23 protein-coding genes are annotated in these 24,480 nt (G+C 71.5%); 7 read left to right on the top strand and 16 right to left on the bottom strand.

What is annotated here, in order from left to right; translation table 11 throughout:
* Window positions 1–236: 236 nt before the first annotated feature.
* Complete coding sequence (locus ACIQV3_RS14130) at window positions 237–1,688, top strand: cytosine permease (protein ID WP_403712668.1); 1,452 nt, start codon at window positions 237–239, stop codon at window positions 1,686–1,688.
* A gap of 63 nt (window positions 1,689–1,751) precedes the next feature.
* Window positions 1,752–2,738 (top strand): LLM class flavin-dependent oxidoreductase, encoded by a 987-nt coding sequence (locus tag ACIQV3_RS14135; RefSeq protein ID WP_385370385.1) that lies wholly within the window; start codon window positions 1,752–1,754, stop codon window positions 2,736–2,738.
* A gap of 40 nt (window positions 2,739–2,778) precedes the next feature.
* Here the strand turns inward: ACIQV3_RS14135 and ACIQV3_RS14140 are convergent, their stop codons facing one another.
* The 4 genes from ACIQV3_RS14140 to ACIQV3_RS14155 form a co-directional block, all read right to left on the bottom strand.
* A complete protein-coding gene (locus ACIQV3_RS14140) occupies window positions 2,779–4,212 on the bottom strand; it encodes a sugar porter family MFS transporter (protein ID WP_403712669.1) in 1,434 nt (477 codons plus the stop codon).
* Window positions 4,213–4,434: 222 nt separating this feature from the next.
* Window positions 4,435–8,433: an AAA family ATPase gene (locus ACIQV3_RS14145; protein WP_403712670.1), complete on the bottom strand. Its 3,999-nt coding sequence runs from the start codon at window positions 8,431–8,433 to the stop codon at window positions 4,435–4,437.
* Window positions 8,434–8,660: 227 nt separating this feature from the next.
* Window positions 8,661–8,876, bottom strand: a complete 216-nt coding sequence (locus ACIQV3_RS14150; protein ID WP_030227372.1) for a hypothetical protein — start codon at window positions 8,874–8,876, stop codon at window positions 8,661–8,663.
* Between the two features lie 366 nt (window positions 8,877–9,242).
* On the bottom strand, window positions 9,243–9,524 hold the full coding sequence (locus ACIQV3_RS14155) for an acylphosphatase (protein ID WP_403712671.1): 282 nt from the start codon (window positions 9,522–9,524) through the stop codon (window positions 9,243–9,245).
* A gap of 146 nt (window positions 9,525–9,670) precedes the next feature.
* Between ACIQV3_RS14155 and ACIQV3_RS14160 the strand changes: the two genes are divergently transcribed.
* Complete coding sequence (locus tag ACIQV3_RS14160; RefSeq protein ID WP_403712672.1) at window positions 9,671–10,546, top strand: CAP domain-containing protein; 876 nt, start codon at window positions 9,671–9,673, stop codon at window positions 10,544–10,546.
* Between the two features lie 46 nt (window positions 10,547–10,592).
* On the opposite strand, the gene ACIQV3_RS14165 is transcribed toward ACIQV3_RS14160, so the two are convergent.
* The gene (locus ACIQV3_RS14165) at window positions 10,593–11,198 is read right to left on the bottom strand and encodes a flavodoxin family protein (protein WP_403712673.1); all 606 of its coding nucleotides are present in this window, start codon (window positions 11,196–11,198) and stop codon (window positions 10,593–10,595) included.
* Between the two features lie 131 nt (window positions 11,199–11,329).
* Here ACIQV3_RS14165 and ACIQV3_RS14170 point away from each other — a divergent pair, with 131 nt between their 5' ends.
* Window positions 11,330–11,779: a winged helix-turn-helix transcriptional regulator gene (locus ACIQV3_RS14170; protein WP_403712674.1), complete on the top strand. Its 450-nt coding sequence runs from the start codon at window positions 11,330–11,332 to the stop codon at window positions 11,777–11,779.
* Here ACIQV3_RS14170 and mutM read toward each other — a convergent pair.
* The 9 genes from mutM to ACIQV3_RS14215 form a co-directional block, all read right to left on the bottom strand.
* A complete protein-coding gene (gene mutM / locus ACIQV3_RS14175) occupies window positions 11,734–12,603 on the bottom strand; it encodes a bifunctional DNA-formamidopyrimidine glycosylase/DNA-(apurinic or apyrimidinic site) lyase (RefSeq protein ID WP_403712675.1) in 870 nt (289 codons plus the stop codon). The genes ACIQV3_RS14170 and mutM overlap by 46 nt on opposite strands.
* Window positions 12,604–12,758: 155 nt before the next feature.
* The gene (gene rnc, locus ACIQV3_RS14180; RefSeq protein WP_403712676.1) at window positions 12,759–13,580 is read right to left on the bottom strand and encodes a ribonuclease III; all 822 of its coding nucleotides are present in this window, start codon (window positions 13,578–13,580) and stop codon (window positions 12,759–12,761) included.
* Between the two features lie 19 nt (window positions 13,581–13,599).
* Window positions 13,600–13,773 (bottom strand): 50S ribosomal protein L32, encoded by a 174-nt coding sequence (gene rpmF, locus ACIQV3_RS14185; RefSeq protein WP_003965982.1) that lies wholly within the window; start codon window positions 13,771–13,773, stop codon window positions 13,600–13,602.
* A gap of 2 nt (window positions 13,774–13,775) precedes the next feature.
* Window positions 13,776–14,423 carry a DUF177 domain-containing protein gene (locus tag ACIQV3_RS14190; RefSeq protein WP_266882269.1) on the bottom strand — a complete coding sequence of 216 codons (648 nt, stop codon included), beginning with the start codon at window positions 14,421–14,423 and terminating at the stop codon, window positions 13,776–13,778.
* A 151-nt stretch (window positions 14,424–14,574) separates the two neighbouring features.
* The gene (locus ACIQV3_RS14195) at window positions 14,575–15,618 is read right to left on the bottom strand and encodes a cell division initiation protein (RefSeq protein WP_403712677.1); all 1,044 of its coding nucleotides are present in this window, start codon (window positions 15,616–15,618) and stop codon (window positions 14,575–14,577) included.
* Between the two features lie 118 nt (window positions 15,619–15,736).
* Window positions 15,737–16,216 carry a pantetheine-phosphate adenylyltransferase gene (coaD, locus tag ACIQV3_RS14200; protein ID WP_403712879.1) on the bottom strand — a complete coding sequence of 160 codons (480 nt, stop codon included), beginning with the start codon at window positions 16,214–16,216 and terminating at the stop codon, window positions 15,737–15,739.
* Between the two features lie 29 nt (window positions 16,217–16,245).
* Window positions 16,246–16,824: a 16S rRNA (guanine(966)-N(2))-methyltransferase RsmD gene (gene rsmD / locus ACIQV3_RS14205; RefSeq protein ID WP_403712678.1), complete on the bottom strand. Its 579-nt coding sequence runs from the start codon at window positions 16,822–16,824 to the stop codon at window positions 16,246–16,248.
* 74 nt (window positions 16,825–16,898) lie between these two features.
* Window positions 16,899–19,151, bottom strand: coding sequence for an ATP-dependent DNA helicase RecG (gene recG / locus ACIQV3_RS14210; RefSeq protein WP_403712679.1), 2,253 nt, complete (start codon window positions 19,149–19,151; stop codon window positions 16,899–16,901).
* A 244-nt stretch (window positions 19,152–19,395) separates the two neighbouring features.
* Complete coding sequence (locus ACIQV3_RS14215; RefSeq protein ID WP_403712680.1) at window positions 19,396–21,030, bottom strand: DAK2 domain-containing protein; 1,635 nt, start codon at window positions 21,028–21,030, stop codon at window positions 19,396–19,398.
* A 243-nt stretch (window positions 21,031–21,273) separates the two neighbouring features.
* Between ACIQV3_RS14215 and rpmB the strand changes: the two genes are divergently transcribed.
* Entirely contained in the window at window positions 21,274–21,459 is a 186-nt protein-coding gene (gene rpmB, locus ACIQV3_RS14220) for a 50S ribosomal protein L28 (RefSeq protein ID WP_073911113.1), read from the top strand.
* A gap of 167 nt (window positions 21,460–21,626) precedes the next feature.
* On the opposite strand, the gene thiD is transcribed toward rpmB, so the two are convergent.
* Entirely contained in the window at window positions 21,627–22,499 is an 873-nt protein-coding gene (gene thiD / locus ACIQV3_RS14225) for a bifunctional hydroxymethylpyrimidine kinase/phosphomethylpyrimidine kinase (RefSeq protein ID WP_403712681.1), read from the bottom strand.
* On the bottom strand, window positions 22,496–23,479 hold the full coding sequence (locus ACIQV3_RS14230; protein WP_403712682.1) for a thiamine-phosphate kinase: 984 nt from the start codon (window positions 23,477–23,479) through the stop codon (window positions 22,496–22,498). The genes thiD and ACIQV3_RS14230 overlap by 4 nt, the downstream gene beginning before the upstream one ends.
* Before the next feature lie 245 nt (window positions 23,480–23,724).
* Between ACIQV3_RS14230 and ACIQV3_RS14235 the strand changes: the two genes are divergently transcribed.
* Both ACIQV3_RS14235 and ACIQV3_RS14240 read left to right on the top strand, forming a co-directional pair.
* The gene (locus ACIQV3_RS14235; protein WP_112450218.1) at window positions 23,725–23,958 is read left to right on the top strand and encodes an Lrp/AsnC ligand binding domain-containing protein; all 234 of its coding nucleotides are present in this window, start codon (window positions 23,725–23,727) and stop codon (window positions 23,956–23,958) included.
* Between the two features lie 23 nt (window positions 23,959–23,981).
* On the top strand, window positions 23,982–24,476 hold the full coding sequence (locus tag ACIQV3_RS14240) for a DUF3515 domain-containing protein (protein WP_403712683.1): 495 nt from the start codon (window positions 23,982–23,984) through the stop codon (window positions 24,474–24,476).
* The last annotated feature ends 4 nt before the right edge of the window (window positions 24,477–24,480 follow it).

Genomic DNA, 24,480 nt, shown 5'->3' on the forward strand with positions numbered 1-24,480 from the left:
GGGGCGGGGGGGGGGGTTCTGTGTTGGGGGGGGGTTCCCCCACCCCCCCATTTTGGGTTTGGGGGTGGTGGGGGGGGGGGGCGCCCGTGGGTTGGCGCGGCCCATGCAGTGGGCCGCGACAACCCATGACTCTTGGGGCATCACACAGGGCAATAGGCCTCTATTTGTGCTTTTTGTTGCGAATCTACGATGATGAGCAGTCCCCCCACGCCCCGCCTCCCCCACGGAGTACACCTATGCCTGCCGAGACCACCGTCGAGTCGCGCGGCCTGGAGCCCGTCCCGGACGCCGAGCGCCGCGGGCGGGTCCGCGAGCTCGTCCCGACCTGGGTCGCCGCCAACATCAGCGTGCTGCTGCTGACCATGGGTGCCGGTCTCGTCATCTTCAACAAGCTGAACATCTGGCAGGTGCTCGTCGTCGCGATCGCCGCCCCCGTCGTCTCCTACGGGATCGTCGGACTCATATCCATCGCGGGCAAGCGCGGCGGCGCCCCCGGCATGGCGCTCTCCCGGGCCGTCTTCGGCCAGCGCGGCAACCTCTTCCCCGGCGCCCTGATCTGGGTCGCCCGCTGGGGCTGGGAGACCATCAACGCGGTCAGCGGCGCCTACGCCGTCCTGACCGTCCTGGACCTGGTCTTCGGCATCAAGAAGAACACCGCGCTCATCGTCGTCACCCTGCTCTTCTTCGTCGGCTGCACCTTCCTGGTCTCCGGGCTCGGCATCAACGCGCTGCGCGTCTGCTCCACGTGGTCCACGTACCTCTTCGGCGCCTTCAGCGTGCTCGTGCTCGGCTATCTGATCGCGGAGACCGACTGGTCCGCCGTCTTCGACAAGCCCGCCGGCTCCACCGCGATGATGATCGCGGGCATCGGCACCATCGCGGCCGGCGGCATCAGCTGGGTCCCCTCCGGCCCTGACTTCACCCGCTACCTGCCCCGTACCGCCTCCGCCAAGGGCATGGTCGGCGCGACCATCGGCGGCGCGGCCGTCGTGGTGATCCCGATGGTGCTCATGGGCGCGGTGATGGCCGTCGCCACCCCCGACCTGGCCACCGCGCAGGACCCGGTGTCCTTCATCGGCGAACTGCTGCCGATCTGGATCGCGGTCCCGTACCTGCTGATCGCCCTCATCGGCATGCTGCTCATCAACTCGATGTCCATGTACTCGGCGGGCTTCACCGCCCAGACCCTCGGCATCAAGGTCCCGCGCGCGGCGGCGGTCAGCGTCAACGCGATCATCAGCCTGGTCTTCGGCTTCCTGCTGATGGTGGTCGCGACCAGCTTCTTCGGCTCGTTCATCTCCTTCCTGACCCTGCTGGCCGTGGCCTTCTCCGCGTGGATCGGCGTCTTCGGCGTGGACATGCTGCGCCGCACGTCCTACGACGGGGCGGGGCTCCTGGACACCACGCGGACCAGCGCGTACTGGTACCGGGGCGGTTTCGTCTGGCAGGCCATGACCGCCTGGGGCCTGGCCCTGGTGGTGGGCCTGCTGTTCACGAAGGTCGACTGGTTCAGCGGTCCGCTGGCCACCACGTGGGTCGGGCAGAACGGCCTGGGCTGGGCGGCGGGCATCGTCACCTCGGCCCTGCTGTACGCGACCCTGCCGCGCACCCCGGCGGCGCCGCAGAGCCCCGAGGCCCCCGAGGCCCCGGCGCGGGAACGGGTCCCCGCCGAATCCCTGTCCAACTGACGCGACGTCAGCTAACGTCCCCCTTCGCCCGCCCACCCACCTCCGGCGAAGGGGGACTTCTCCATGCCCATCACCGTGGCCCGGTTCAACCTCATCGACCCGAACGGCACCCCGGAAACCCTCTCCGCCCGCTACAAGGCCGCACTGGAGATGGCGAAGTACGCGGACGACCGCGGGATCGACACCATCCAGACCGAGGAGCACCACGGCACCGACAACAACTGGCTGCCCTCCCCCTTCGCCTTCGCGGGCGCGGTCTTCGGTGCCACCCGCCGGATCGCCGTCACCGTCTCGGCGATCATCGGCCCGCTGTACGACCCGCTGAAGGTGGCCGAGGACATCGCGGTACTGGACCTGCTGAGCGGCGGCCGCCTCGTCACGGTGGCGGGCATCGGCTACCGGCCCGAGGAGTACGAGCAGCACGGCGTGGAGTGGGGCCGGCGCGGCAAGCTCCAGGACGAGCTGCTGGAGACCCTGCTGAAGGCGTGGACCGGCGAACCCTTCGAGTTCCGCGGCCGCACCGTACGGGTCACCCCGCGGCCCTTCACCCAGCCGCACCCGCTGCTCCTGGTCGGCGGCAGCTCGGAGGCGGCGGCCCGCCGCGCGGCCCGCCTGGGGCTGCCGTTCTTCCCGAGCGCGCACCTGCCCGAACTGGAGGCGTACTACAACGCGAAGCTCGCGGAGTACGGCACGGAGGGCTTCTGCATGATGCCGGCGGCCGAGACCCCGCTGCTGCACATCGCCGAGGACCCGGACCGGGCGTGGGACCAGTACGGCGAGCGGTTCCTGCACGAGGCCGGGATGTACGCCTCCTGGCAGTCCAAGGACATCCGCAGCGCCGTGCGGTCGGGCGCGCACACGGTGGCGGAGCTGCGCGCCGAGGGCGTGTACCGCATCCTGACCCCGGACGAGGCGGTCGCGTACGCCCGCGGCGCCGGCGAGGCGGGGAACCTGGTGCTGCACCCGCTGTGCGGCGGGATGCCCGTGGACGAGGGCTGGCGGAGCCTGCAGCTGCTGTGCGAACAGGTGCTGCCCCGCCTCAAGGACTGAAACGGGGCAGCCGCGGGAGGGGGGCCGTCGGCGGGGGTGGTCAGCCCATCTCCTCCAGCGCCTTGCCCTTGGTCTCCGGCACCCATTTGAGGATGAACGGGATCGAGAGCACGGCGAAGACCGCGTAGATGACGTACGCGCCGGACAGGTTCCAGTCCGAGAGCGTCGGGAACGAGACGGTGATGACCCAGTTGGCGATCCACTGGGCGGCGGCCGCCACGCCGAGGGCCGCGGCGCGGATCCGGCCGGGGAACATCTCGCCGAGCAGGACCCAGACCACCACGCCCCAGGACAGGGCGAAGAAGAGCACGAAGCAGTTGGCCGCGATGAGGGCCACGAGACCCTGCGTGTGCGGCAGGGCGATGTCGCCGCCGCTGGTGTCCTTGTACGAGAAGGCCCAGGCGGCGAGCCCGAGGGAGATCGCCATGCCCACGGACCCGATGAGCGCGAGGGGCTTGCGGCCGATGCGGTCCACGAAGACCATCGCGATCACCGTACCGACGATGTTCACGACCGAGGTCTCGAAGGAGTACAGGAACGAGGAACTCGGGTCGATGCCGACCGACTGCCACAGCGAGGAGCTGTAGTAGAAGATCACGTTGATGCCGACGAGCTGCTGGAAGACGGAGAGGCCGATGCCGATCCAGACGATCGGCAGGAATCCGAAGCCGCCGCCGAGGAGGTCCTTGAAGGTGGACTTCTGCTCCGAGTGGATGGCGCTGTCGATCTCGCGGACGCGGGCGTCGGCGTCGATGCCCTCTCCCTCGACCTCCCGCAGGACCGTCTTGGCCTTCTCCATGCGGCCGACCGATACGAGGAAGCGCGGGGACTCGGGGATGGCGAAGGAGAGCAGTCCGTAGAGCACGGCCGGTACGACCATGACGCCGAGCATCCACTGCCACGCCTCGAGGCCGCCGACCTTGCCGCGCTGGTCACCGTCGGCGAGGTTCAGGATGCCCCAGTTGACCAGCTGCGAGATGGCGATGCCGATGACGATGGCCGCCTGCTGGAAGGAGGCGAGCCGGCCGCGGTACGCGGGCGGGGAGACCTCGGCGATGTAGGCCGGGCCGATCACCGAGGCCATGCCGATGCCGAAGCCGCCGATGACGCGCCAGGCGGCCAGGTCCCAGAGGGCGAACGGCAGGGCCGAGCCGATGGCGCTCGCGGTGAAGAGGACTGCGGCGATCTGCATGCAGCGGATCCGGCCGATCCGGTCGGCGATGCGGCCGGCGGTGGCCGCGCCGAGGGCGCAGCCGATCAGCGCGGCCGCGATCACCTGGGCGAGCGTGCCGGAGCCGACGTCGAAGCGGTCGCGGATGGCCTCGACGGCGCCGTTGATGACGGAGCTGTCGTAGCCGAAGAGGAATCCGCCCATGGCGGCGGCCGCGGTGATGAAGATGACGTGCCCGAGGTGGTCGGGCTGCGATACGTGACCGCCGCCTGAGGCCTGGGGCGGCGTCGTGCTGCTGCTCAAGGTGCGCTCCTGCGTGCCGGCTTCGGGGTGGGCGGGCTGAGGCGTGGGCGGGCTGAGGGTGTGATCCCTCCCAGTGGCACACAGGTCAAGATCGGGCACCACCCGGCGAGGCCATCGGAGCGCACGTGCCCCGCATCGGCCCGGCCACACCAGTCCGCATCCAGCCGCAGCCGGGCATATCCGGGCTCATCCGGCCTCATCCGGGCGCAACCGGGCTCACCGTCACCGCAGGCGCTGGCTGATGACCTTGGATACCCCGTCGCCCTGCATCGAGACCCCGTAGAGCGCGTCGGCGACCTCCATCGTCCGCTTCTGGTGCGTGATCACGATCAGCTGTGAGCTCTCCTGCAGCTCCTCCATGATCCGGATCAGCCGCTGCAGGTTGGTGTCGTCGAGCGCGGCCTCGACCTCGTCCATCACGTAGAACGGGCTGGGCCGTGCCTTGAAGATGGAGACCAGCAGGGCCACGGCGGTCAGCGAGCGCTCGCCGCCCGAGAGCAGCGACAGCCGCTTGACCTTCTTGCCCGGCGGCCGGGCCTCGACGTCGATGCCCGTGGTGAGCATGTTGTCCGGATCCGTCAGGATCAGCCGGCCCTCGCCGCCGGGGAACAGCCGCGAGAACACCCCCTCGAACTGACGGGCCGTGTCCCGGTAGGCCTCCGTGAAGACCTGCTCGACCCGCTCGTCGACCTCCTTCACGACCTGAAGGAGGTCGGCCCTGGTCTTGCGCAGGTCCTCCAGCTGCTCGCTGAGGAACTTGTGCCGCTCCTCCAGCGCCGCGAACTCCTCCAGCGCCAGCGGGTTGACCTTGCCGAGCTGCTGGTAGGCCCGTTCGGCCGCCTTCAGCCGCTTCTCCTGCCGGGCGCGCACGAAGGGCTCCGGCCCGGCCTCCGGATCCGGTTCCTCCCCGTCCACCGACGGGCTCGGCGGCACCGGCTGGTCGGGCCCGTACTCGGCGACGAGCCCCTGCGCCGCCATCCCGAACTCCTCCAGCGCACGGCCCTCCACCTGCTCGATGCGCATGCGCTTCTCGGCGCCGAGCACCTCGCCGCGGTGCACGGAGTCCGTGAGCTTGTCGAGCTCGCCCTTCAGGCCCCGGCCCAGCCCCCGGGCCTCGTCCAGCTCCCGCTCACGCACGCCCTTCGCGTACTCGGCGGACGTGCGCTCCTCGACGGCGCGGGTCAGCGACACCTCGATGTGCGCCAGCAGCTGGCGGGCTCCGTCGGCGACGGCCCCGGCCACCCGCGCCTCGTACCGCAGCCGTTCCCGGCGGCGCTCGGCCCTGGCCCGGGCCTCCCGCTCGGCCCTGGCCCCGCGGTCGAGGGAATCGGCCCGGCCCGCGAGCCCCTTCACCCGCTCCTCATGGGTCCTGAGCTGCAGCCGGGCCTCCATCTCGGTCTGCCGGGCGTTCGCCCCGTCGGCCGCGAGCCGGTCCCGGCGCGAGGTGTCCGGCTCCTCCTCCGCGGGCATCTCCTCGGCGACGGCGAGCCGTTCCGCGCACTCCTCTACGTCGGCCAGCGCCTGCTCCAGCGCATCCTGCGCCGTGGCTGCGGCCGCGGCCGCGCGCTCGGCTTCGCCCAGCGCCCCCTTCGCCTGCCCGGCGAGCCGCCCGAGCTGCTGCGCTACCCCGGCCCGCGCCCGCTCGGCGGCCCGCCGGAGCTCCCCGAGCTCCTCGACCCGGGCCCCGGCCGCCACCCGGCGCGCGTCCGCGTCCGCCTTCTCCCCCGCCAGCACCAGACACCGGCCGTCCAGCCGGGCCAGCTCCGCCGCGGCTTCGTCGACGGCGGCCCGCACCTCGATCAGGCTGGGCACCCCGGCGGACCCGCCGTGCGCGAGGTGCGCTCCGAGCACGTCCCCCTCGGCGGTCACGGCCACCAGCTCGGGCCGCGCGGCAACGAGAGCCTCGGCCTCGTCGAGCCCCCCGACGACGACGAAGTCCCGCAACACCCAGGCCACGGCCCGCACGACCTCGGCGTCCCCCCGCACGAGCCCCGCGGCACCGACCGCCCCGTCCACCCGCACCTGAGACCCGGAGCCCGACACGCCCGGCCCCGCCGGCGCCTGCGCCGCAGGGGTCAGGGCGGACGGCCCCGCCGGCGCTTGCGCCTCGGGCGTCGGGGCGACCAGCCCCGCCGGCGCCTGGGCCGCAGGGGTCAGGACGGCCAGCCCTGCCGGCGCTTGCGCCTCGGGCGTCGGGGCGGCCAGCCCCGCCGGCGCTTGCGCCTCGGGGTCCGGGGCCGAGCCCCGGTTTCGGGAAGGGGCGGGGTGGGGGAAAGCAACCCCCGGCCCGACCCCGCCGGCCGACCCGACACCGGTTCCCGGGTCCGAACCCCGGGTCGCCTCGCCGGTCCGGACCGAGTCCTGGTCCTGGTCCTGGTCCTGAGCCGAGCCCGCGCGGGGGGCCTGAGCCGAACCCGAACCCGGGCCCGGGCCCGAACCCGGCGCCGGGGCCTGGCTCGGCACTCCGGCCCCGACCCCCGAACCGCCGGAGGCGACCGGCGCGATCAGGAACGCGGCCCTCCCCGCGTCCCCGTCCCGCAAGTACCGGATCGCCCCGGCCGCCGCCGCCGTCGACGTGACGGCCACCGCGTCCGCCGCCGCACCCAGCGCGGCCGCCACCGCCACCTCGTACCCCGGGGTCACGGACAGCCGCTGCGCCGCCGGCCCGAGCAGCCCCTCCAGCCGCGCCGCGAGCAGCTCGGCCGTACCGTCCTTGCGGCGCAGCCCCATCGCCAGGGCGTCCCGTCGCGCCGACACCGCCGCCCGCGACCGCTCCGCCGCGGCCAACGCGTCCCGGGTCTCGCCGAGTCCGGCCTCCGCCGCCGCCAGCTCGGCCCGTGCCTCCTCGTACTCCCCCGGCCCGGAGCCGGCCGCGCCCTCGGCCGCCCCCGGGGACTCCTCCCCGACCTCCTGCGCCAGCGACTCGTACTCCTCGCGCGCCTCCTCCGCCCGTGCCCGCGCCGCGTCCCGCGCCAGCACCAGCCGGTCGATCTCCGCCTGGGCGGCGCCCGCGCGGGAGCGGGCCGCGCCGAGCCGGCCCGTCAGTCGCGCCAGCGCCTCGCGCCGGTCGGCGATCGCCCGCGCCACGTCCCGTAGCCGCCGTTCCTCGTCGGCCAGCGAGCGCTCCAGCTCGGCCCGGTGGGCGACGGTGTCCTCCAGCGCCCGCGCGGCCGCCTCCTGTGCGGCCGTCAGTTCCGCCTCCTGCTCGCGGATCCGCGCGGCCTCCTTCTCCATGTCTTCCGGGTCCCGGCCGCGCCGGTCCTCCTCTGCCGGCGCCGACGCCGAGGTGACCCTGGCATCCGCCAGGGACACCGTCCCGCGTACGCGCTCGGCGAGCTGCGACAGCTCGTACCAGGTCTGCTGTGCCCGCTGGAGCCGGGGCGCGAGTTCCCGTACGGCCTCTTCCAGTTCGGATTCCCGCCGCACCGCCGCCGCGAGCTGCGCCTCGGCCGCCTCCTTGCGCTCCTTCAGCGCCGCCTCGTCCGCGATCTCCGCGTCGAGGGCGCCCTTGAGCGTGACGAGGTCGTCGGCGAGCAGCCGCAGCCGCGCGTCCCGCAGGTCCGCCTGGATGACGGCCGCCCGCCGGGCCACCGCCGCCTGCCGCCCCAAGGGCTTCAGCTGCCGCTGCAGTTCGTTGCCCAGGTCCTGCACGCGCGCGAGGTTGGCCTGCATCGCGTCCAGCTTCCGCAGCGCCTTCTCCTTGCGCTTGCGGTGCTTGAGCACCCCGGCCGCCTCCTCGATGAAGGCGCGGCGGCCCATCGGATCGGCGTGCAGGACGGAGTCCAGCTGGCCCTGTCCGACGATGACGTGCATCTCGCGGCCGATGCCGGAGTCGGAGAGCAACTCCTGGATGTCGAGGAGGCGGCAGGTGTCGCCGTTGATCTGGTACTCGCTGCTGCCGCCGCGGAACATGATCCGCGTGATGGTGACCTCGGCGTACTCGATGGGCAGCGCGCCGTCGGAGTTGTCGATGGTGAGCGAGACCTCGGCGCGGCCGAGCGGGGGGCGGCCGGTCGTGCCGGCGAAGATGACGTCTTCCATCTTCCCGCCGCGCAGGGACTTGGCCCCTTGTTCGCCCATGACCCAGGAGAGCGCGTCCACCACATTGGACTTGCCGGAGCCGTTGGGGCCCACGACACAGGTGATGCCCGGCTCGAAGCGCAGGGTGGTCGCGGAAGCAAATGATTTGAAGCCGCGCAGGGTCAGGGACTTGAGGTGCACGCCGCCGGACTCTACCTTTCGCGTTCGGTTTCGCCCATGAAGGTGCAGGGCACATCAGACGCTAAAGGAAGGAGCCCCCCACCTGGCGCAACGCCGCCCGGCGGCCTTGTCCGAGGTGGGAAAGGCGGGGGAAAGCAGAGGAGGGAAGGACGGAAAGAAAGAAGGGACGCCGAAGCGTCCCTTGCAGATCATGCGGTTCCGTTGATCGAGCGACGAGGGAGCGCGGATCAGGTGAGCGCAGGCTCCGCCTGGGGTACGTCGAGGTCGATGCTGTCAAGCAGCGAGTCTCCGTGCTGTGCGGCGGCCGCGTTCAGAGCGTCGTTTTCGGACTGGATTCGTCCGAGCTCGGACTCGAGGTCCTGGACGCGCTGCTGAAGCCGTCGCATCTCGGCGAGGAGTCGCGGGTCGGAACCGCCGACGTAACCGAGAAGCGCCTTTGCCATGATGGATGGTCCTCCACACTGAGTGACCGACCGAAGCGGTGTGGGTCGTGAGGGAATCGCACCCGCGGATGTCCGGCAGCAACTGTCAGTCACTGCATCGATCTTTGGCTGACACTGTGTACTGCCAGCACTGCCAAACAGCTCAGGTGCGCGGGGCTTCCAGCGTCTCACCAAAAAGTTTGACGGTCAACACGATCACGCCCCGTATCGGCGGGCATCCCGGCCCCCGCAAGGGGCGTGGAGATCATCCTCGTCTCCGAGCCTTCCACGGATCCGTCGCCCCGGCAACGCGTCGGCGACGAATGCGCAGTTCCGACCACATGCGGACCATCCGGCGATGTGTTCAGTACATGATCAGTCGATCGCTCACCGGATCGCGAACCCGTTGTAACCGCCGCGCGGTGTGCCCCAGATCTCTGTCACCCCGTCCACGTTCCCGGGCGTGTCGGCGCCGTGGAGCCACTCCAGGAGCCGGTGGCAATTCTCACGTTGACCTTCGGCCACCACCTGTACTCGCCCGTCGTCCAGGTTGAGCGCGAAGCCGATCAGTCCGCCGATCTCCATGGCGTTCGCCCTGGTGAACCAACGGAAGCCCACTCCCTGTACACGGCCGCGCACCCAGGCGGTCATCCGCACGTCTTCGTTCATGCCTGAACGCTAACCGGGCAAACAAATCCGGGTCACCTCACCCCCTGCCGCCATGGCGTACAGTCGCGCAGCAATGAGCTCACCCATTTGGGTGAGTAAAGGTTGATCTTGAAGCGTTGACCCGAACCCCAGGAAGGTGAGCCAGGATGGGACGCCACCGACTCCACGCCGCGCCGCGCCCCGGCGGCAAGCGCCGCGCCGCCCTGCGGGGCGGTCTCCTCGGCGCATCCGTGGCCGTGGCCCTCGGCACGGCGGCCGTCACCACGGGCTTCGTACCCGTCGGCTCCGCCTTCCCCTACGTAGGGGTCACGAGCGCGGGCTCCGACGCGAAGACCGCGGACGCCCAGGCCAAGACTCCGGTCTCGCCGAGCACCCAGAGCGCACTGGAGCAGCAGGGCGGCCTCGCCAACCTCTCCGGCCGGGCCCCCTCGGGAGCGAGCACCCCGTCCGCCTCCCCGACGCCCTCCGCCTCTCCTTCCCCGTCGGCCTCCCCTTCTCCTTCGCCTTCCCCCTCCACGAAGGCGGCGAAGACCCCGGAGGCGAGCCCCACCCCGACCCCGGTGAAGCCGAAGCCGAAGCCCTCCCCGCCCAAGCCCTCCCCGCCGAAGCCCTCAGCCCCCGCGGCCCCGCCCACCTCTGCGGGCCACTCCGCCGAGGAGAGTGCCGTGCTCGCCCTGGTGAACCAGGAGCGCGCACAGGCAGGCTGCGTCGCCGTCCGGGCTAACCCGCCGCTGGCGGCGCTGGCCGGGGCCTTCAGCAAGGACATGGCCGTCCGGGGCTTCTTCGACCACACCGACCCCGACGGCAACACCCCGTGGGACCGCGCCACCAAGGCCGGCATATCGGGGATGGGCGGCGAGAACATCGCCCGCGGCCAGGGTGACGCGGCGGCCGTGATGAAGGCCTGGATGAACAGCCCGGGCCACAAGGCCAACATCCTCAACTGCGAGTTCCGCACCCTGGGCATCGGCGTGTACAACGCCGCCGGCGGCCCCTGGTGGACCCAGGACTTCGGCTTCTAGCAGCGGGTTCCAGCAGCGGCCACGGCAACGGAACCCGGCTCCGGCGTCAGGCGGAGGCCAGGGCGGCGCGGCCCGCGAGCAGGACTCGGGCCTGCTCGGTGACGCGGGCGCCGAGGTGTTCGGCGGTGGCGATGTCGGCCTTGTGGACGAACTCGGGGCCCTGGTCACCGTTGGACTGGGCGGCGGCGCCGTCGAAGAAGCCGAGACGGTTGATGTCGTTCTCGGAACCGGTGCTGGAGTTCCAGCCCGGCTTCAGGCCCAGGTTGACCCAGCTCATGCCGTGCTGCGAGGCCAGGGTCTGGAAGTAATCGAGGGTGTTGCCCTTGTCTCCGGACTTGGAGCCGGAGTTGGTGAAGCCCGCGGCGACCTTGTCCTGCCAGCCGGCCACGAACCAGATCTTCGAGGTGGCCTCGGCGAAGACGTGGAAGGCACCGGAAGCGGTGCCCATGTAGGTCGGGGCACCGAAAACGATCGCGTCCGACGCGGTCAGCAGCTCCCACTGCGCGTCGTCGATCTCGTCGACCTTGATCAGGTGCACGGTCGCACCGGCGTCGACGGCGCCGGCTTTGACCGCCTCGGCGATCACGGCGGTGTGGCCGTAGCCGGAGTGGTAGGCGATCGAGACGACGGGGGTGTACGTGGTTGCGGACAAGACGGTCTCCCTCGGAAAACACCGTGGGGTACACGGCGCTGTGCGGCGTGATGCAACGACACCGAGGTAACCACTAACTTTTTGAAAGCGCAATCTGGATGGCTGGCGCTGCGCAGTAGTAGGCTGAAACCATGCAGACTTCAGGGTGTAGCGATACCGAGGGTGACGGCGTGCCCGAACAGGCCTCCGAAGCATTCCGCGCATTCGACGTGTTTGCTCGCTCGTGCCCGTCCCGCGAGACGCTGGAACACGTCACGGGTCGCTGGGGAAGCCTCACCGTCGGCGCCCTGTCCAAGGGGCCGTGCCGGTTCAACGAGCTGCGCCGCCGGGTGGACGGCATAAGCGAGAAGATGCTCTCCCAGACCCTGCACGCGCTGGAGCGCGACGGCATCGTCAACCGGGAGGCCCAGCCGACCAACCCGCCCCGGGTCGACTACGAGCTGACCCCGTTCGGCGTATCGGTCGCGGAGCGCGTGGACGCGCTCATCGGGCTGCTGGAGGGCAGCATGCCCGTGGTGCTCTCTTCCAGGTCCGCCTACGACGCCACGCGCGAGGGCCGCTGGCAGCGCGGGCAGAAGTAGCTCGACCGGTTCATCCAGGGCCTGCGCCGCATCGGAGTACCGCAGCGCCGGCAGGGCTCGTCCTCCCGGCCGTAGGCGTCGAGCGAGCGGTCGAAGTAGCCGGACTCGCCGTTGACGTTGACGTAGAGGCTGTCGAAGCTGGTGCCGCCGACGGCGAGCGCCTCGTTCATGACGTCGCGGACGTGGCCGAGGAGTTCCGTGCTCCGGGGGCGCGTGAGCGTGGCCGTGGGGCGCTCGTAGTGCAGCTTGGCGCGCCAGAGCGATTCGTCCGCGTAGATGTTGCCGACCCCGCTGATCAGCGACTGGTCGAGCAGTGCCCGCTTCACGGTGGTGCGCTTGGCGCGCAGCGCCAGGTGGTAGGCCGTTTCGTCGAACAGTGGATCCAGGGGGTCCCGCGCGATGTGCGCGATGACCTCGGGCAGCCCCTCCGCGCTGTCGGGGACGCACGGGTGCAGCGACAGCCCGCCGAAGGTCCGCTGGTCGACGAAGCGCAGCTCCGTCCCGGCGTCGTCGGCGAACCGCACCCGGATGCGCAGGTGCTTCTCGTCGGGGGCGCCCTCCGGCTGCACGAGGAGCTGCCCGCTCATTCCGAGGTGCCCGAGCACCGAGTGCTCCCGCTCCTCCAGCGGCAGCCACAGGTACTTGCCGCGCCGCCTCGGTACCGCGAAGGTCTCCCCCGTGAGCCGCGCCGCGAAGTCGGCGCCGCCGCCCTCGTGCCGGCGTACGGCGCGCGGGTGGAGGACCTCGACGGCCGTGACGGTCCGCCCGGCCACCCAGCGCTCGAGCCCTCGCCGCACCACTTCGACTTCGGGCAGCTCGGGCACGGGGGTCCTCCGGAGGGAGTGCGGATCGGGGCGCTGCCGCCGAGCCTACCGGGCGTGCCGGGCCTGCCCGGACCCGATGGGCCCGCCCGCAAACGGGTCCGCCCCGCCGCCTGCCGGAGCAGGTGGCGGGGCGGGGAGTTCCCGGAAGAACGGGGTCAGGCATCCGGCGCCGGATCGGCGGGAGTCTGGGTCCCGTCGCCCTCGGCCGGAGCGGCCGAGGATCCGGCGGCCGCCGAGGTCTGCTCGCCCGCCGCGGTACTGATACCGCGCCACGCGGACTCGGCCGCCTGCTGTTCCGCTTCCTTCTTGCTGCGCCCGACACCGGTGCCGTAAGAGGTCCCACCGACGCGCGCGGCGGCGGTGAAGGTCTTCTCGTGGTCCGGGCCGGTCTCGGTGACCAGGTATTCGGGCACCCCGAGACCTTCGGCGGCCGTGAGCTCCTGGAGACTGGTCTTCCAGTCCAGGCCGGCACCGAGGTTCGAGGACCTGTCGATGAGCGGGTCGAAGAGCCGGTGAACCAGCTCCGAGGCCGCGTCGAGACCCTGGTCGAGGTAGACCGCGCCGATCACCGCTTCAAGGGTGTCGGCGAGGATGGAGGCCTTGTCCCGGCCGCCCGTGCCCTCTTCGCCCCGGCCGAGCCGGATGAAGGAGCCGAGCTCGAGCCCGCGGCTGACTTCGGCAAGTGCACGCGAGTTGACTACCGCGGCCCGCAGTTTGGCCAGTTGGCCTTCCGGCAGATCGGGGTGGGTCGTGTACAGCGTGTCCGTGACCACCAGGCCCAGCACGGAGTCCCCGAGGAACTCCAGGCGTTCGTTGGTGGGCAGACCGCCGTTCTCGTACGCGTACGAGCGGTGGGTCAGCGCACGCACCAGAAGGGCGGACTCGAGTCGATACCCGAGCCGCCCTTCCAGAAGCACGTGGGACGAGGCCGCGTTCTTACTGTCTGCCTGCTTCTCAGCGTTGGACAGCTCAGACATTGCGCCTCTCACCAGCCGCTCAGACCTCGAGGACCTGGCGCTTGTTGTAGGTGCCGCAGCTCGGGCACGCAATGTGCTGGAGCTTCGGCTCCTGGCAACGCTCGCACGAAACCAGGGTGGGGACCGCAGCCTTCCACTGCGACCGGCGGTGGCGCGTGTTGCTGCGCGACATCTTCCGCTTCGGAACAGCCACGGCTACTTCTCCTGCTTCTCGGCGGCGCCCTGAACTCCGTCGGAGGCAGTGCCGCTCATATTGTCCTTCTCGACGCCCTGATCGGTGACGAGTCCCTGCAGTGCCGCCCAACGGATGTCGACGGCGTCATGATGGTGGTCCGGGTCGTCGTTCAGGCTGAGCCCGCAATCGGGGCACAGTCCGAGACAATCCTCCCGGCACACCGGCTGCAGCGGCAGTGCGAGCACCACCACATCGCGCAGCACGGATTCGAGGTCGAACAAGCCGTCCTCGAGAAAGAGTGTGTCCTCGTCGTCCTCGGCGTCGTCGGCCGGCTCCGCCTTGGAGCGGATCCGGTCGTCGGCGTCAGGGTACGAGAACATCTCCTGGAACTCCGCCTTGAGCTCACGCTCGACGGCCTCCAGACACCTTACGCATTCCCCGGTCGCCCAGCCACGGACGGTGCCTGTGACAAGCACCCCTTCCATGACCGACTCCAGGCGGAGCTTGAGGTTCAGCTTGTTGCCCTGGGGCACTCCGATGACACCGGCGAGACCGAGGTCCGCCGGCGCCGCGATCTCGCGGGACAGCCGCAGCATGGCACCAGGACGCCGACCCAGCTCGTGCGTGTCGAACACGAGAGGATTGCGGTGGTCGAGGTGGGTGTTCAGGGCTGTTCCCGCTTTCACAAAATCACTGGAGACTGCTGAAGATCAAGATTTCCGCCACGTGGGGGCAGCATGGATCGCGGTGCATACGCGCGACCGAAGAGCCAGGATACCCGCCGCGTCGCCCTGAGCCCAATCCAGGTTCCGGACGGGCTCAGCGCCCCTGCTCGTACTGGCGCAGCTGGTCCAGATTGATCATGCTCGTGTCGAAGAAGCTGGTCTCGTCCAGAGCCGCCTGCTGGTCCTGCACGGGCTGCTGCTGGTAGCCGCCGTAGGGGTCGGGCTGCTGCTGCTCGTACGAGACCGCGTACGGGTCGGGCTGCTGCTGGGGCTGCAGGGGCTGCTGCTGGTAGCCGGCGTACGGGTCCTGGTAGGCATACGCGTCCTGCTGGACGGGCTGCTGGTAGGAGTACGCGTCGTACGAGGGCTGCGGCTCCGGCTGCGCCTGTGCGGGGATCAGCGGGGCCTGCGGCTCGGCCAGCCCCGCCAGGAAGTCCGCGTCGCTGGAGGAGCGCGACTGGTTGGAGCCGGCGGCGTCCTGGGCGGCCATGTGCGCGCCGAGGTCGTCGGTGGCCACGCGGCCCAGCAGCTTCTGCCGGCCCCGGCCGACGGCCTCCAGGGTCTTGGAGAGCACCGCTTCGAAGGTGGCGAGCTTGGTGTCCACGTACGCGTCCGCCTGCTGCCGCTGCGTCTCCGGGTCGTGGCTGCGCTCGGGCGCCTCGGCGTCGGGGTAGCCCTGCTCGTCGAGCCCGGCCCCGCGGCCGAGCAGCTTCTCGCGGCCCCGGTCCACCGAGCCGATGGTCTTGGTGAGCACGACCTCGAAGTTCGCGAGCTTGCTGTCGACGTAGTCGTCGGCCTCGGCCTTGACCTCGTCCGCCTCCCGGCGGGCCTCCGCCAGGATCCGGTCCGCCTCCTCCTGGGAGCGCCGCGCGACCTCGGTGTCGGAGATCAGCGAACCGCGCTGGGCGTGCGCTGACTCGATGATCCGGTCGGCCTCGCGGCGGGCCTCCTCGACCATCTGCTCCCGGCCGCCGATGAGCTCCTGGGCCTGGGCGAGCGAACCGGGCAGGGCTCCCCGTACCTCTTCGAGGAGGGCGAGCAGCTCGGCGCGGTTGATCACGCACGAGGCCGACATGGGCATGGACCGGGCGCTGCCGACGGCCGCGACGATCTCGTCGAGCTTCTTCTGCACGTCCATGGGTGCTCGCACTCTCTCGGCCCCGGGCGGTTCCCGAGACGGACGGGACGACTGTAAGGCCACCGGCCCGGGAGCCGACACCGGCTGACTCCCGGTCAGGGGGCCGAGGCGGCCGGGGTCAGCGCCGGGGCAGCCGCTCCAGCAGCGCGGCGTGCACGTGTGCGGGCAGCAGGTGGGCGACGTCGCCGCCCCAGGCCGCCACTTCCTTGACCAGGGAGGAGGACAGGAAGCTATAGGTGGGGTTGGTCGGGACGAAGAGCGTCTCGACGCCGGACAGCCCCATGTTCATCTGGGCCATCTGCAGCTCGTAGTCGAAGTCGCTGACGGCGCGCAGGCCCTTGACGATGGCCGGGATCTCCCGCTGCTTGCAGAAGTCGACGAGGAGTCCGTGGAAGGACTCGACCACGATGTTGCCGTAGTCGGCGGTGGCCTCGCGGATCAGCTCGATCCGCTCCTCGACGGTGAAGAGCCCCTGCTTGGACTGGTTGATCATCACGGCGACGTGGACCACGTCGTAGAGCCGCGAGGCCCTGCCGATGATGTCGAGGTGTCCGTTGGTGATGGGGTCGAACGACCCCGGACAGACGGCGCGGCGCAACTGCATTCCCTCGTTCCCGGGTGCGGGCTTCATGACTCTTCGCTGGTGGAGGCGGCGCGACCGTACCAAAGGGTGCCCTCGCCGTACTTCCTGGAGCGCAGCGGCTCGAAGCCGTCCGGCCACGGGAAGGCCCCGCTGCGGGTCCTGCGCTCCACGGTGACGAGCGCGTCGCCGGTGAGCCAGCCATTGGACCGGAGTGTGAGGAGGATCTCGCAGAGGTGTGCGTGCTCGACCTCGTACGGAGGGTCCAGGAAGACCATGTCGTACGGGTCCCCGTGCGCGGCGCCGGCCACGATCTGCTCGGCCTTGCCGGACCGGAATTCGGCGCCGGGCAGGCCGACCGAGGTGATGTTGTCCTTGATCGCCTTGGCGGCCTTGGCGTCGGGCTCGACCAGCAGCGCGTGGGCCGCGCCGCGGGAGAGCGCTTCCAGGCCGACGGCGCCGGAACCGGCGTAGAGGTCGAGGACGCGGGCCCCCTCCACTCCGTGCAGCGACTCCCAGGTGGAGAAGAGTCCTTCGCGCATCCGGTCCGAGGTCGGGCGGGTGCCGGTGCCGGGCGGTACGGCGAGGCGTCGCCCGCCGGCGCTTCCGGCGATCACGCGGGTCATCTGGGGTCCTTCGGTGAGCGGGGCAACGGGTGGTGCAGGTGTTCCACGATAGGTCGTGCCCGTCACCGTGCCGGTCACCCCTTCTCCAGGTACTGCTCCCGCTCGGTGTCCAGCAGGGCGTCCAGTGCGGTCCGCAGCCCCGGCAGCTCCGTGAGCTCGGGGTCGGCGGCGACCACGCGGGTGGCCTCCTCCCGGGCCTGGGTGATGACCTCCTCGTCCTCGATGACCGCGAGCATCCGCAAGCTGGAGCGGACACCGGACTGGGCCTGGCCGAGCACGTCGCCCTCGCGGCGCTGCTCCAGGTCGATGCGGGAGAGCTCGAAGCCGTCCAGGGTGGCGGCGACGGCCGCGAGCCGGGCGCGGGCGGGGCTGGCTTCGTGCATCTCGCTGACCAGCAGGCAGAGCCCCGGGGCGGAGCCGCGGCCGACGCGGCCGCGGAGCTGGTGGAGCTGGGAGACGCCGAAGCGGTCCGCGTCCATGATGACCATGACGGTGGAGTTGGGGACGTTCACGCCGACCTCGATGACGGTGGTGGCGACCAGCACCTTGACCTCGCCGGCGGTGAAGCGGCGCATGACGTCGTCCTTGTCGGCGGGGTCCATCCGCCCGTGCAGGACCTCGACGGAGAGCCCGGCGAGGGGGCCCCGGGTGAGCTGCTCGGCGATCTCCAGCACCGCGAGCGGGGGCCGCCGGTCGCCGTCCTCCTCGGCCGCCGCCTTCTTCTTGGCGGCGGCGGACTTCGCGTTCTTGGCTGCGGCTCCCTTGGCCCCCTTGCCGTTCTCGTCCTCGCCATCGCCGATGCGCGGGCAGACCACGTACGCCTGGTGGCCGTTCTCCACTTCCTCGCGGACCCGCTCCCAGGCCCGGGCCAGGAAGTGCGGCTTGTCCTTGGCGGGCACCACGTGGGTGGCGATCGGGGAGCGGCCGGCGGGGAGCTGGTCCAGTACGGAGGTCTCCAGATCGCCGAAGACGGTCATGGCGACCGTGCGCGGGATCGGGGTGGCGGTCATGACGAGCAGGTGCGGGGGCTGCTTGCCCTTGGAGCGCAGGGCGTCGCGCTGTTCCACGCCGAAGCGGTGCTGTTCGTCGACGACGACCAGGCCGAGGTCGTGGAACTGGACCTTGTCCTCGATGAGCGCGTGCGTGCCGATCACGAGGCCGGCCTCGCCGGTGATCAGGTCGAGCAGCGCCTGACGGCGGGCGGGCATCCCCATCGAGCCGGTGAGCAGGACGACTTTGGTCCCCCGGTCGGAGCCGCCGAGCATCCCGCCCTCGGCGAGCTCGCCCATCATCTCGGTGATGGACCGGTGGTGCTGCTGCGCGAGCACCTCGGTGGGGGCGAGCATGGCGGCCTGTCCGCCGGAGTCGACGACGGCGAGCATGGCCCGCAGGGCCACCATGGTCTTTCCGCTGCCCACTTCGCCCTGGAGGAGGCGGTGCATGGGGTGGTCGGTGGCGAGGTCGTCGAAGATCTCCTTCGAGACAGTCCGCTGGCCCTCGGTGAGGGTGAAGGGGAGCTTGGCGTCGAAGGATTCGAGGAGGCCGCCGGGGGTGGGGCGGCGGGGTACGGCCGGGAGCTGGGAGTCGGCGTGCCGGCGGCGGGCCAGGGCGACCTGGAGGACGAAGGCCTCGTCCCACTTGAGGCGGCCTCGGGCGTCCTCGATGTCGGCCTTGGTGACCGGGCGGTGGATCTTCAGCAGGGCCTCGGTGAGCGGGACCAGTGCGCGGTCCTCGCGCAGGGCGGGCGGCAGCGGGTCGACGACCTCCTGGGCCGTGGGGAGCACCGCGTCCACGCACTTGGCGATCTTCCAGGACTCCAGCTTCGCGCAGGCCGGGTAGATCGGGATGAGCTGGCTCGCGAAGGCGGCGGCCGCGTCCCGGTCGGAGGCGTCCTCGCCGAGGGGCTCGTAGGCGGGGTGGGCGAGCTGGAGCTTGTGGTTGAACATCCCGACCTTGCCCGCGAACATCGCGCGGCTGCCGGGCAGCAGTTCCTTGTGCGGTTTGTGGACGCCGGACCCGAAGAAGACGAGCTGGAGCCGTCCGCTGCCGTCGGTGATGGTGACTTCGAGGCGCTTTCCGCCGCCCCGGCTGCCCTGGTACGTCAGCAGGCGCGCGTCGGCGACCTGCGCGACCACCGTGACGTGTTCGTCGATCTGGTCGGCGAGTTCGGCCAGCGAGGTCAGCTCGCCGCGCTCCGCGTACCGCCGGGGGTAGTGGTGGAGCAGGTCCAGGGCCGTGTGCAGGCCGAGCTGCTCGGCCAGCACCTTCGCGGTGGCGGGGCCGAGGGTCTTCTTGAGGTCTTCGTCGAGCGCGGGCACGTGGTCCATCTTCCCCCCTGCGAGTGAAGACCGGGCCTGTGGCGGCGCCGCTCGGTTCGGACGTACTACCGTCTGTGTTCTGCCCTCGGGCAGCGGTCAGGGCTTGACCGTCTCAAGACCCCGTGGGGTCGAGGGAGAAGCCACCTGGTGGCGGAGTCACTGCACACCATGGGGTCGATCTCGGCCCCGGCCGAGAGGTGTGGAAGCGGTAACCGCAGGGCGTCGGCCGGGGATTCTTCCCCGGCCGTGCCGCTCATTCCACCCCGATGAGCAGCGGTGCGGACCCGCGCCCGCCCTGGTAGGTGACGGTGTCGACGGCGAGGTGGCCGTGCTGGACGTACGCCTCCAGGCGCTCGGCCAGCGCGTCCGGCGCCTCGGGGCCCAGGACGAGGGTGACCAGTTCGCCGCCGGATCCGAGCATGCGGGCGAGGACCGCCTCGGCGGTCTCGGCCAGGCCCGTGCCGATGACGGCGATGTCGCCGTCGATGAGGCCGAGCACGTCGCCGGCCTGGCAGATCCCGGCCGAGGTGAAGGACTGCCGTTCGGCGACGGCGAGTTCGCCGTAGCGGGTGGCTCCGGCGGCCGCCGTCATGGCGACCACGTCCTCGTCGAAGGTGCCGTCCGGGTCGTGCACGGCGAGGGCGGCCAGGCCCTGGACCTCGGAGCGGGTGGGGATCACGGCGACCCGTACGCCTTCGGCCCGTGCCTGCTGGGCGGCGGCGGCCGCAACCACGCGCAGTTCGGCGCCGTTGGGGAGCAGGACGACCTCGCGGGCGTGCGCCTCGCGGATGGCGTCGGCCAGTTCGGCGACGGCCGGCGGTTCCCCGGGCCGGGCGAGCACGGTGGTGGCGCCCGCCTCTCCGCAGAGCCCGGCCAGTCCCTCGCCCTGGACCACGGCGACGACCGCGCGCTGGGAGCGCTCGCCGCGGGCGCGGCGGCGTTCGTCGCCGAAGTGCGTGATGCGGATGCGGTACGGCCGCCCGGCGACCACAGCGGCCTCCACGGCCGCGCCGGGGTCGTCGACGTGGACGTGGACGTTCCACAGCCCGTCGCCGCCGACCACCACGAGGGAGTCCCCGAGGGAGTCGAGCCGGGTGCGCAGCCGGTCGACCTCCGTCTCGGCGGCCTCCAGCAGGTAGATCACCTCGTAGGCGGGTCCGCCGTGCTCCTCGGCGCAGGGCTCCTGCGTGCTCGGTACGGGCACGGCCCGGCCGCGTACCGGTTCGGGGGCCGGTTCCCGCCCGGACAGCGCCTGCCACAGGGCCCCGAGTACGGCGACCAGCCCGCAGCCCCCGGCGTCGACGACCCCGGCCCGCCCCAGCGCGGCCAGCTGGCCCGGGGTTTCGGCGAGGGCCGCGCGGGCTCCGTCGTAGGCGGCCCCGGCCACGTCGGCGACCGTTCCGGCGGCGGCTTCCGCGGCCCTGGCGGCGGCGGTGGCGACGGTGAGCATGGTGCCCTCGACCGGGTGCGCGACGGCCCGGTACGCCTCTTCGGCGGCCCGGGTCAGCGCCTGCGCGAGCAGCCGCGCGGGATCGCGTCCGGCGGGTTCGTCACCGAGTACGTCGGCCACTCCGCGCAGCAGCTGCGCGAGGATCGTCCCGGAGTTGCCCCGGGCGCCTATCAGGGCGCCGTGCGCGAAGGCCCGTACGGCTTCGGGGAGGGAGGCTCCGGCTGTGCCGTCCGTCACTCCGGCGAGGAGGTCCGCGAGCTCGCGGTCGGCAGATTCGGCGGTCAGGTAGAGGTTGGTGCCGGTGTCCGCGTCGGCCACGGGATAGACGTTGATCGCGTCGATGTCCTCGCGGGCCCGGCCCAGTGCGGCCAGGGCCAGCGAGCTCCAGGTGCGTACCGCTTCGGCGTTCAGGGGGTACGGCTGAGGCTGGTGCGCCACCGGGCGTTCCTCCTTGTGCGGGCCAGGGTTCACCGCAGGGTAACGAAGGACTGCCGGGACGGCGGGACCCCGGGGCGGGGGCGGCCGGGAACATGGTAGTTTTCTTGGACCGAGGCAGGCGTTGTATGCTGCTCCGGTTGCCCGATGAGAGTCGGGCCATTCCCCCCGGCAAACCACTTCAGATCTCTGATACCGGTGCGCCGGGATTCACTGTAAGTGCATCTGAAGTCTTTGGAGTGACCTGTGGCTGCCAACTGCGACGTTTGCGCCAAGGGGCCGAGCTTCGGCAACAGCATTTCCCACTCGCACCGCCGCACCTCGCGTCGCTGGAACCCGAACATCCAGCGTGTCCGTGCCGTGGTCAATGGGACGCCGAAGCGCCTCAACGCCTGCACCTCGTGCATCAAGGCCGGCAAGGTCTCGCGCTGACGCCTTCCGTCGTAGCGCAGCCCTTTCCGGTTGCTGAGAAGGCCGGTCCACCTGGTGGACCGGCCTCTTGCTTTGCCTGATCGAACATGATCAAACCTGTAGGGCCTGTTCCACCCCGTACATGTACGGGGTGGAACAGGCCCTACAGGCGTTTCAGCACGGGCGTTTCAGCGCCACCGCCACGCGTGGTCCACCGGTCCGATGCCCGCGCCCAGGGAGAACCCGGTGGCGATGGCGCCGGTGACGTACTCCTTGGCCTCGGTGACGGCCTCCGGGACGGTCCGGCCCTTGGCCAGGCCCGCCGCGATCGCGCTGGCGAGCGTGCAGCCGGTGCCGTGGGTGTGCCGGTTGTCGTGGCGGGGGGCGCGCAGCCAGCGTTCGTCGGCGCCGTCCGTCAGGAGGTCCACGGCCTCGCCCCCGTGGGCGGCGAGGTGGCCGCCCTTGATCAGCGCCCACTCGGGCCCGTACGCGAGGACCGCGTCGGCGGCCCGGCGCATGTCGTCCTCGGTCTCCACGACGACTCCGGTGAGCTGGGTCACCTCGTCCAGGTTCGGCGTGGCCACGGTGGCCCGGGGCAGCAGCTCTCCCCGTACGGCGTCCAGCGCGGTGGCCGCGAGGAGGGCGTCCCCGTGCTTGGAGACGCCGACCGGGTCCACCACCGCCGGGACGGCGGTCGCGGCGAGCAGCTCGGCCACGGCCTCCACGAGGGCGGCGGAGGACAGCATTCCCGTCTTCACCGCCTGGACGCCTATGTCGTCCACCACGGCCCTGTACTGGCCCCGCACGGCCTCGGCGGGCAGTTCCCAGACCCCTTTGACGCCCAGCGAGTTCTGCGCGGTCACAGCGGTCACCACGCTCATCCCGTGGACCCCGAGCGCCAGCATCGTCTTGAGGTCGGCCTGGATGCCCGCGCCGCCGCCGGAGTCGGATCCGGCGACGGTCAGGCACAGCGGCGGGTGCGGGCGGGCCGGGGCGGTGCCCGTGGAACCGGGGGCGGCGGGGAAGCCGGGGGCGCCGGGGAAGCCGGGGGAACCGCTCATCGCGCGGTCTCCTCGGCGGCCGCGTCACCGCCGAAGTGGTCCCAGCCGCCCGTGGAGGCCCAGGGGGCGCCGTCGACGGTCACCTGGGGCAGCGCGGAGCGGTTCTGTACCTCGCCGATGACCTTCCAGCGGGCCGGGAGCTTCACGTCCGGCGGGAAGGTGGCCACGATCGCGTGGTCCTCTCCCCCGGTGAGGACCCACTGGAGCGGGTCCACGCCGACGGCCTGCCCGATGTCGTGCATCTGCGTCGGGATGTCGACGGCCGCCGAGCGCAGGTCGATCCGTACCTTGCTGGCCTCGGCGATGTGCCCGAGGTCCGCGATCAGGCCGTCGCTGACGTCGGTCATGGCGGTGGCGCCGAGTCCGGCGGCTGCGGGGCCCGCGTGGTACGGCGGCTCGGGGCGGCGGTGGGCCTCGACGAAGGCGCGCGGCGAGCGGAAGCCCCGCGAGAGCACCGCGAAGCCGGCCGCGGACCAGCCGAGCCAGCCGGTCACGGCCACGACGTCGCCGGGCTGGGCGCCGGAGCGCAGCACCGGTTCGTGGTTGCGCAGGTCGCCCAGCGCGGTGATGGCCACGGTGATGACGTCGCCGCGGACCACGTCGCCGCCGACCACGGCCGCGCCGGCGACCTGGCATTCGTCGCGGATGCCGTCCATCAGCTCGGTGGGCCAGGTGGCCGGCAGCTCGGCCGGGACGACGAGGCCGAGCAGCAGGGCCGTCGGCACCGCGCCCATGGCGGCGATGTCGGCGAGGTTCTGCGCGGCGGCCTTGCGGCCGACGTCGTAGGCCGTGGACCAGTCGCGCCGGAAGTGCCTGCCCTCCAGCAGGATGTCCGTGCTCGCCACGACCCGCCTGTCGGGGGCCGACACCACCGCGGCGTCGTCGCCCGGGCCGACCCGGACCGCCGGGGTGGTGGTGAGCCGTGAGGTGAGCTCCCGAATGAGCCCGAACTCCCCCAGCTCGCCCACAGTGCCCTTCATCGCTGTGCCCCTTCTTGCCCAGTCCGCTTGCGGTCGCGAGCCGTCACAGCTCTGGGTACCGTCAACAGATACGTCAACTTCTGCTCTCCGTACGCCCCGCTCTGCGCGCCGCCGGACCCGCGGGTCTCCCCGCGGCGCTCGGTGACGCGGTACCGTGGCGTCCCTTCTTCCCCGGGCCCACCCGTCATCCCCGGGCCCACCCGAAGGGTAGGGGAAATGATCCTCGTGGCCGCCCTGGAGGTTCCGTGGTACAGGCGTACATCCTCATCCAGACCGAGGTGGGCAAGGCGTCGTTCGTCGCCGAGTCCATCGCGCAGATCGCGGGGGTGATCCAGGCCGAGGACGTGACCGGCCCCTACGACGTGATCGTGCGCGCCCAGGCCGACACCGTGGACGACCTCGGTCGCATGGTCGTGGCCAAGGTCCAGCAGGTGGAGGGGATCACCCGCACCTTGACCTGCCCGGTCGTCCATCTGTAGCCCCCGTCTACTCTTGGCCGGTGATGTCACGACACCGCCGGCCCTTCTCTCTGCTCGCCGCGCTGGCCGCGCTGGCCGCCTCGGCGGCCGTCGCGGGCTGTTCCCCTGGTGGTTCCGAGGCCCGGGTGGATCCGCCGCCCGCTCCGCCCGCCGATGTCGCGGACCTCTGTGCGGCGCTGCACAAAGAGCTTCCCGCGACGGTGGTCTCGCTGGCCCGGACCCCGGCACTGCCGCAGTCGGACCTGACCGCCGCATGGGGTGGCTCGGCGATCGTACTGCGGTGCGGTATCCCCCGGCCCGCGAAGATGCTGGACGAGAAGCAGGAGGGCGTCGACGTGAACGGTGTCGGCTGGCTCCTGGAGCAGCTGGACGACGGCGGCTTCCGGTTCACCACCGGGAGTCGGCTGGCGTACACGGAGGTCCGGGTCGACAAGGAGCATGCCACGGATGCGGGGATGCTGGTGGGCCTGTCCGCCGCGATCGCCAAGACCGTTCCGGTGGGCATCTCCTCGTACTGACGCT

Source organism: Streptomyces sp. NPDC099050 (genome assembly GCF_044759865.1).
In the GTDB taxonomy this organism is placed as follows: domain Bacteria; phylum Actinomycetota; class Actinomycetes; order Streptomycetales; family Streptomycetaceae; genus Streptomyces.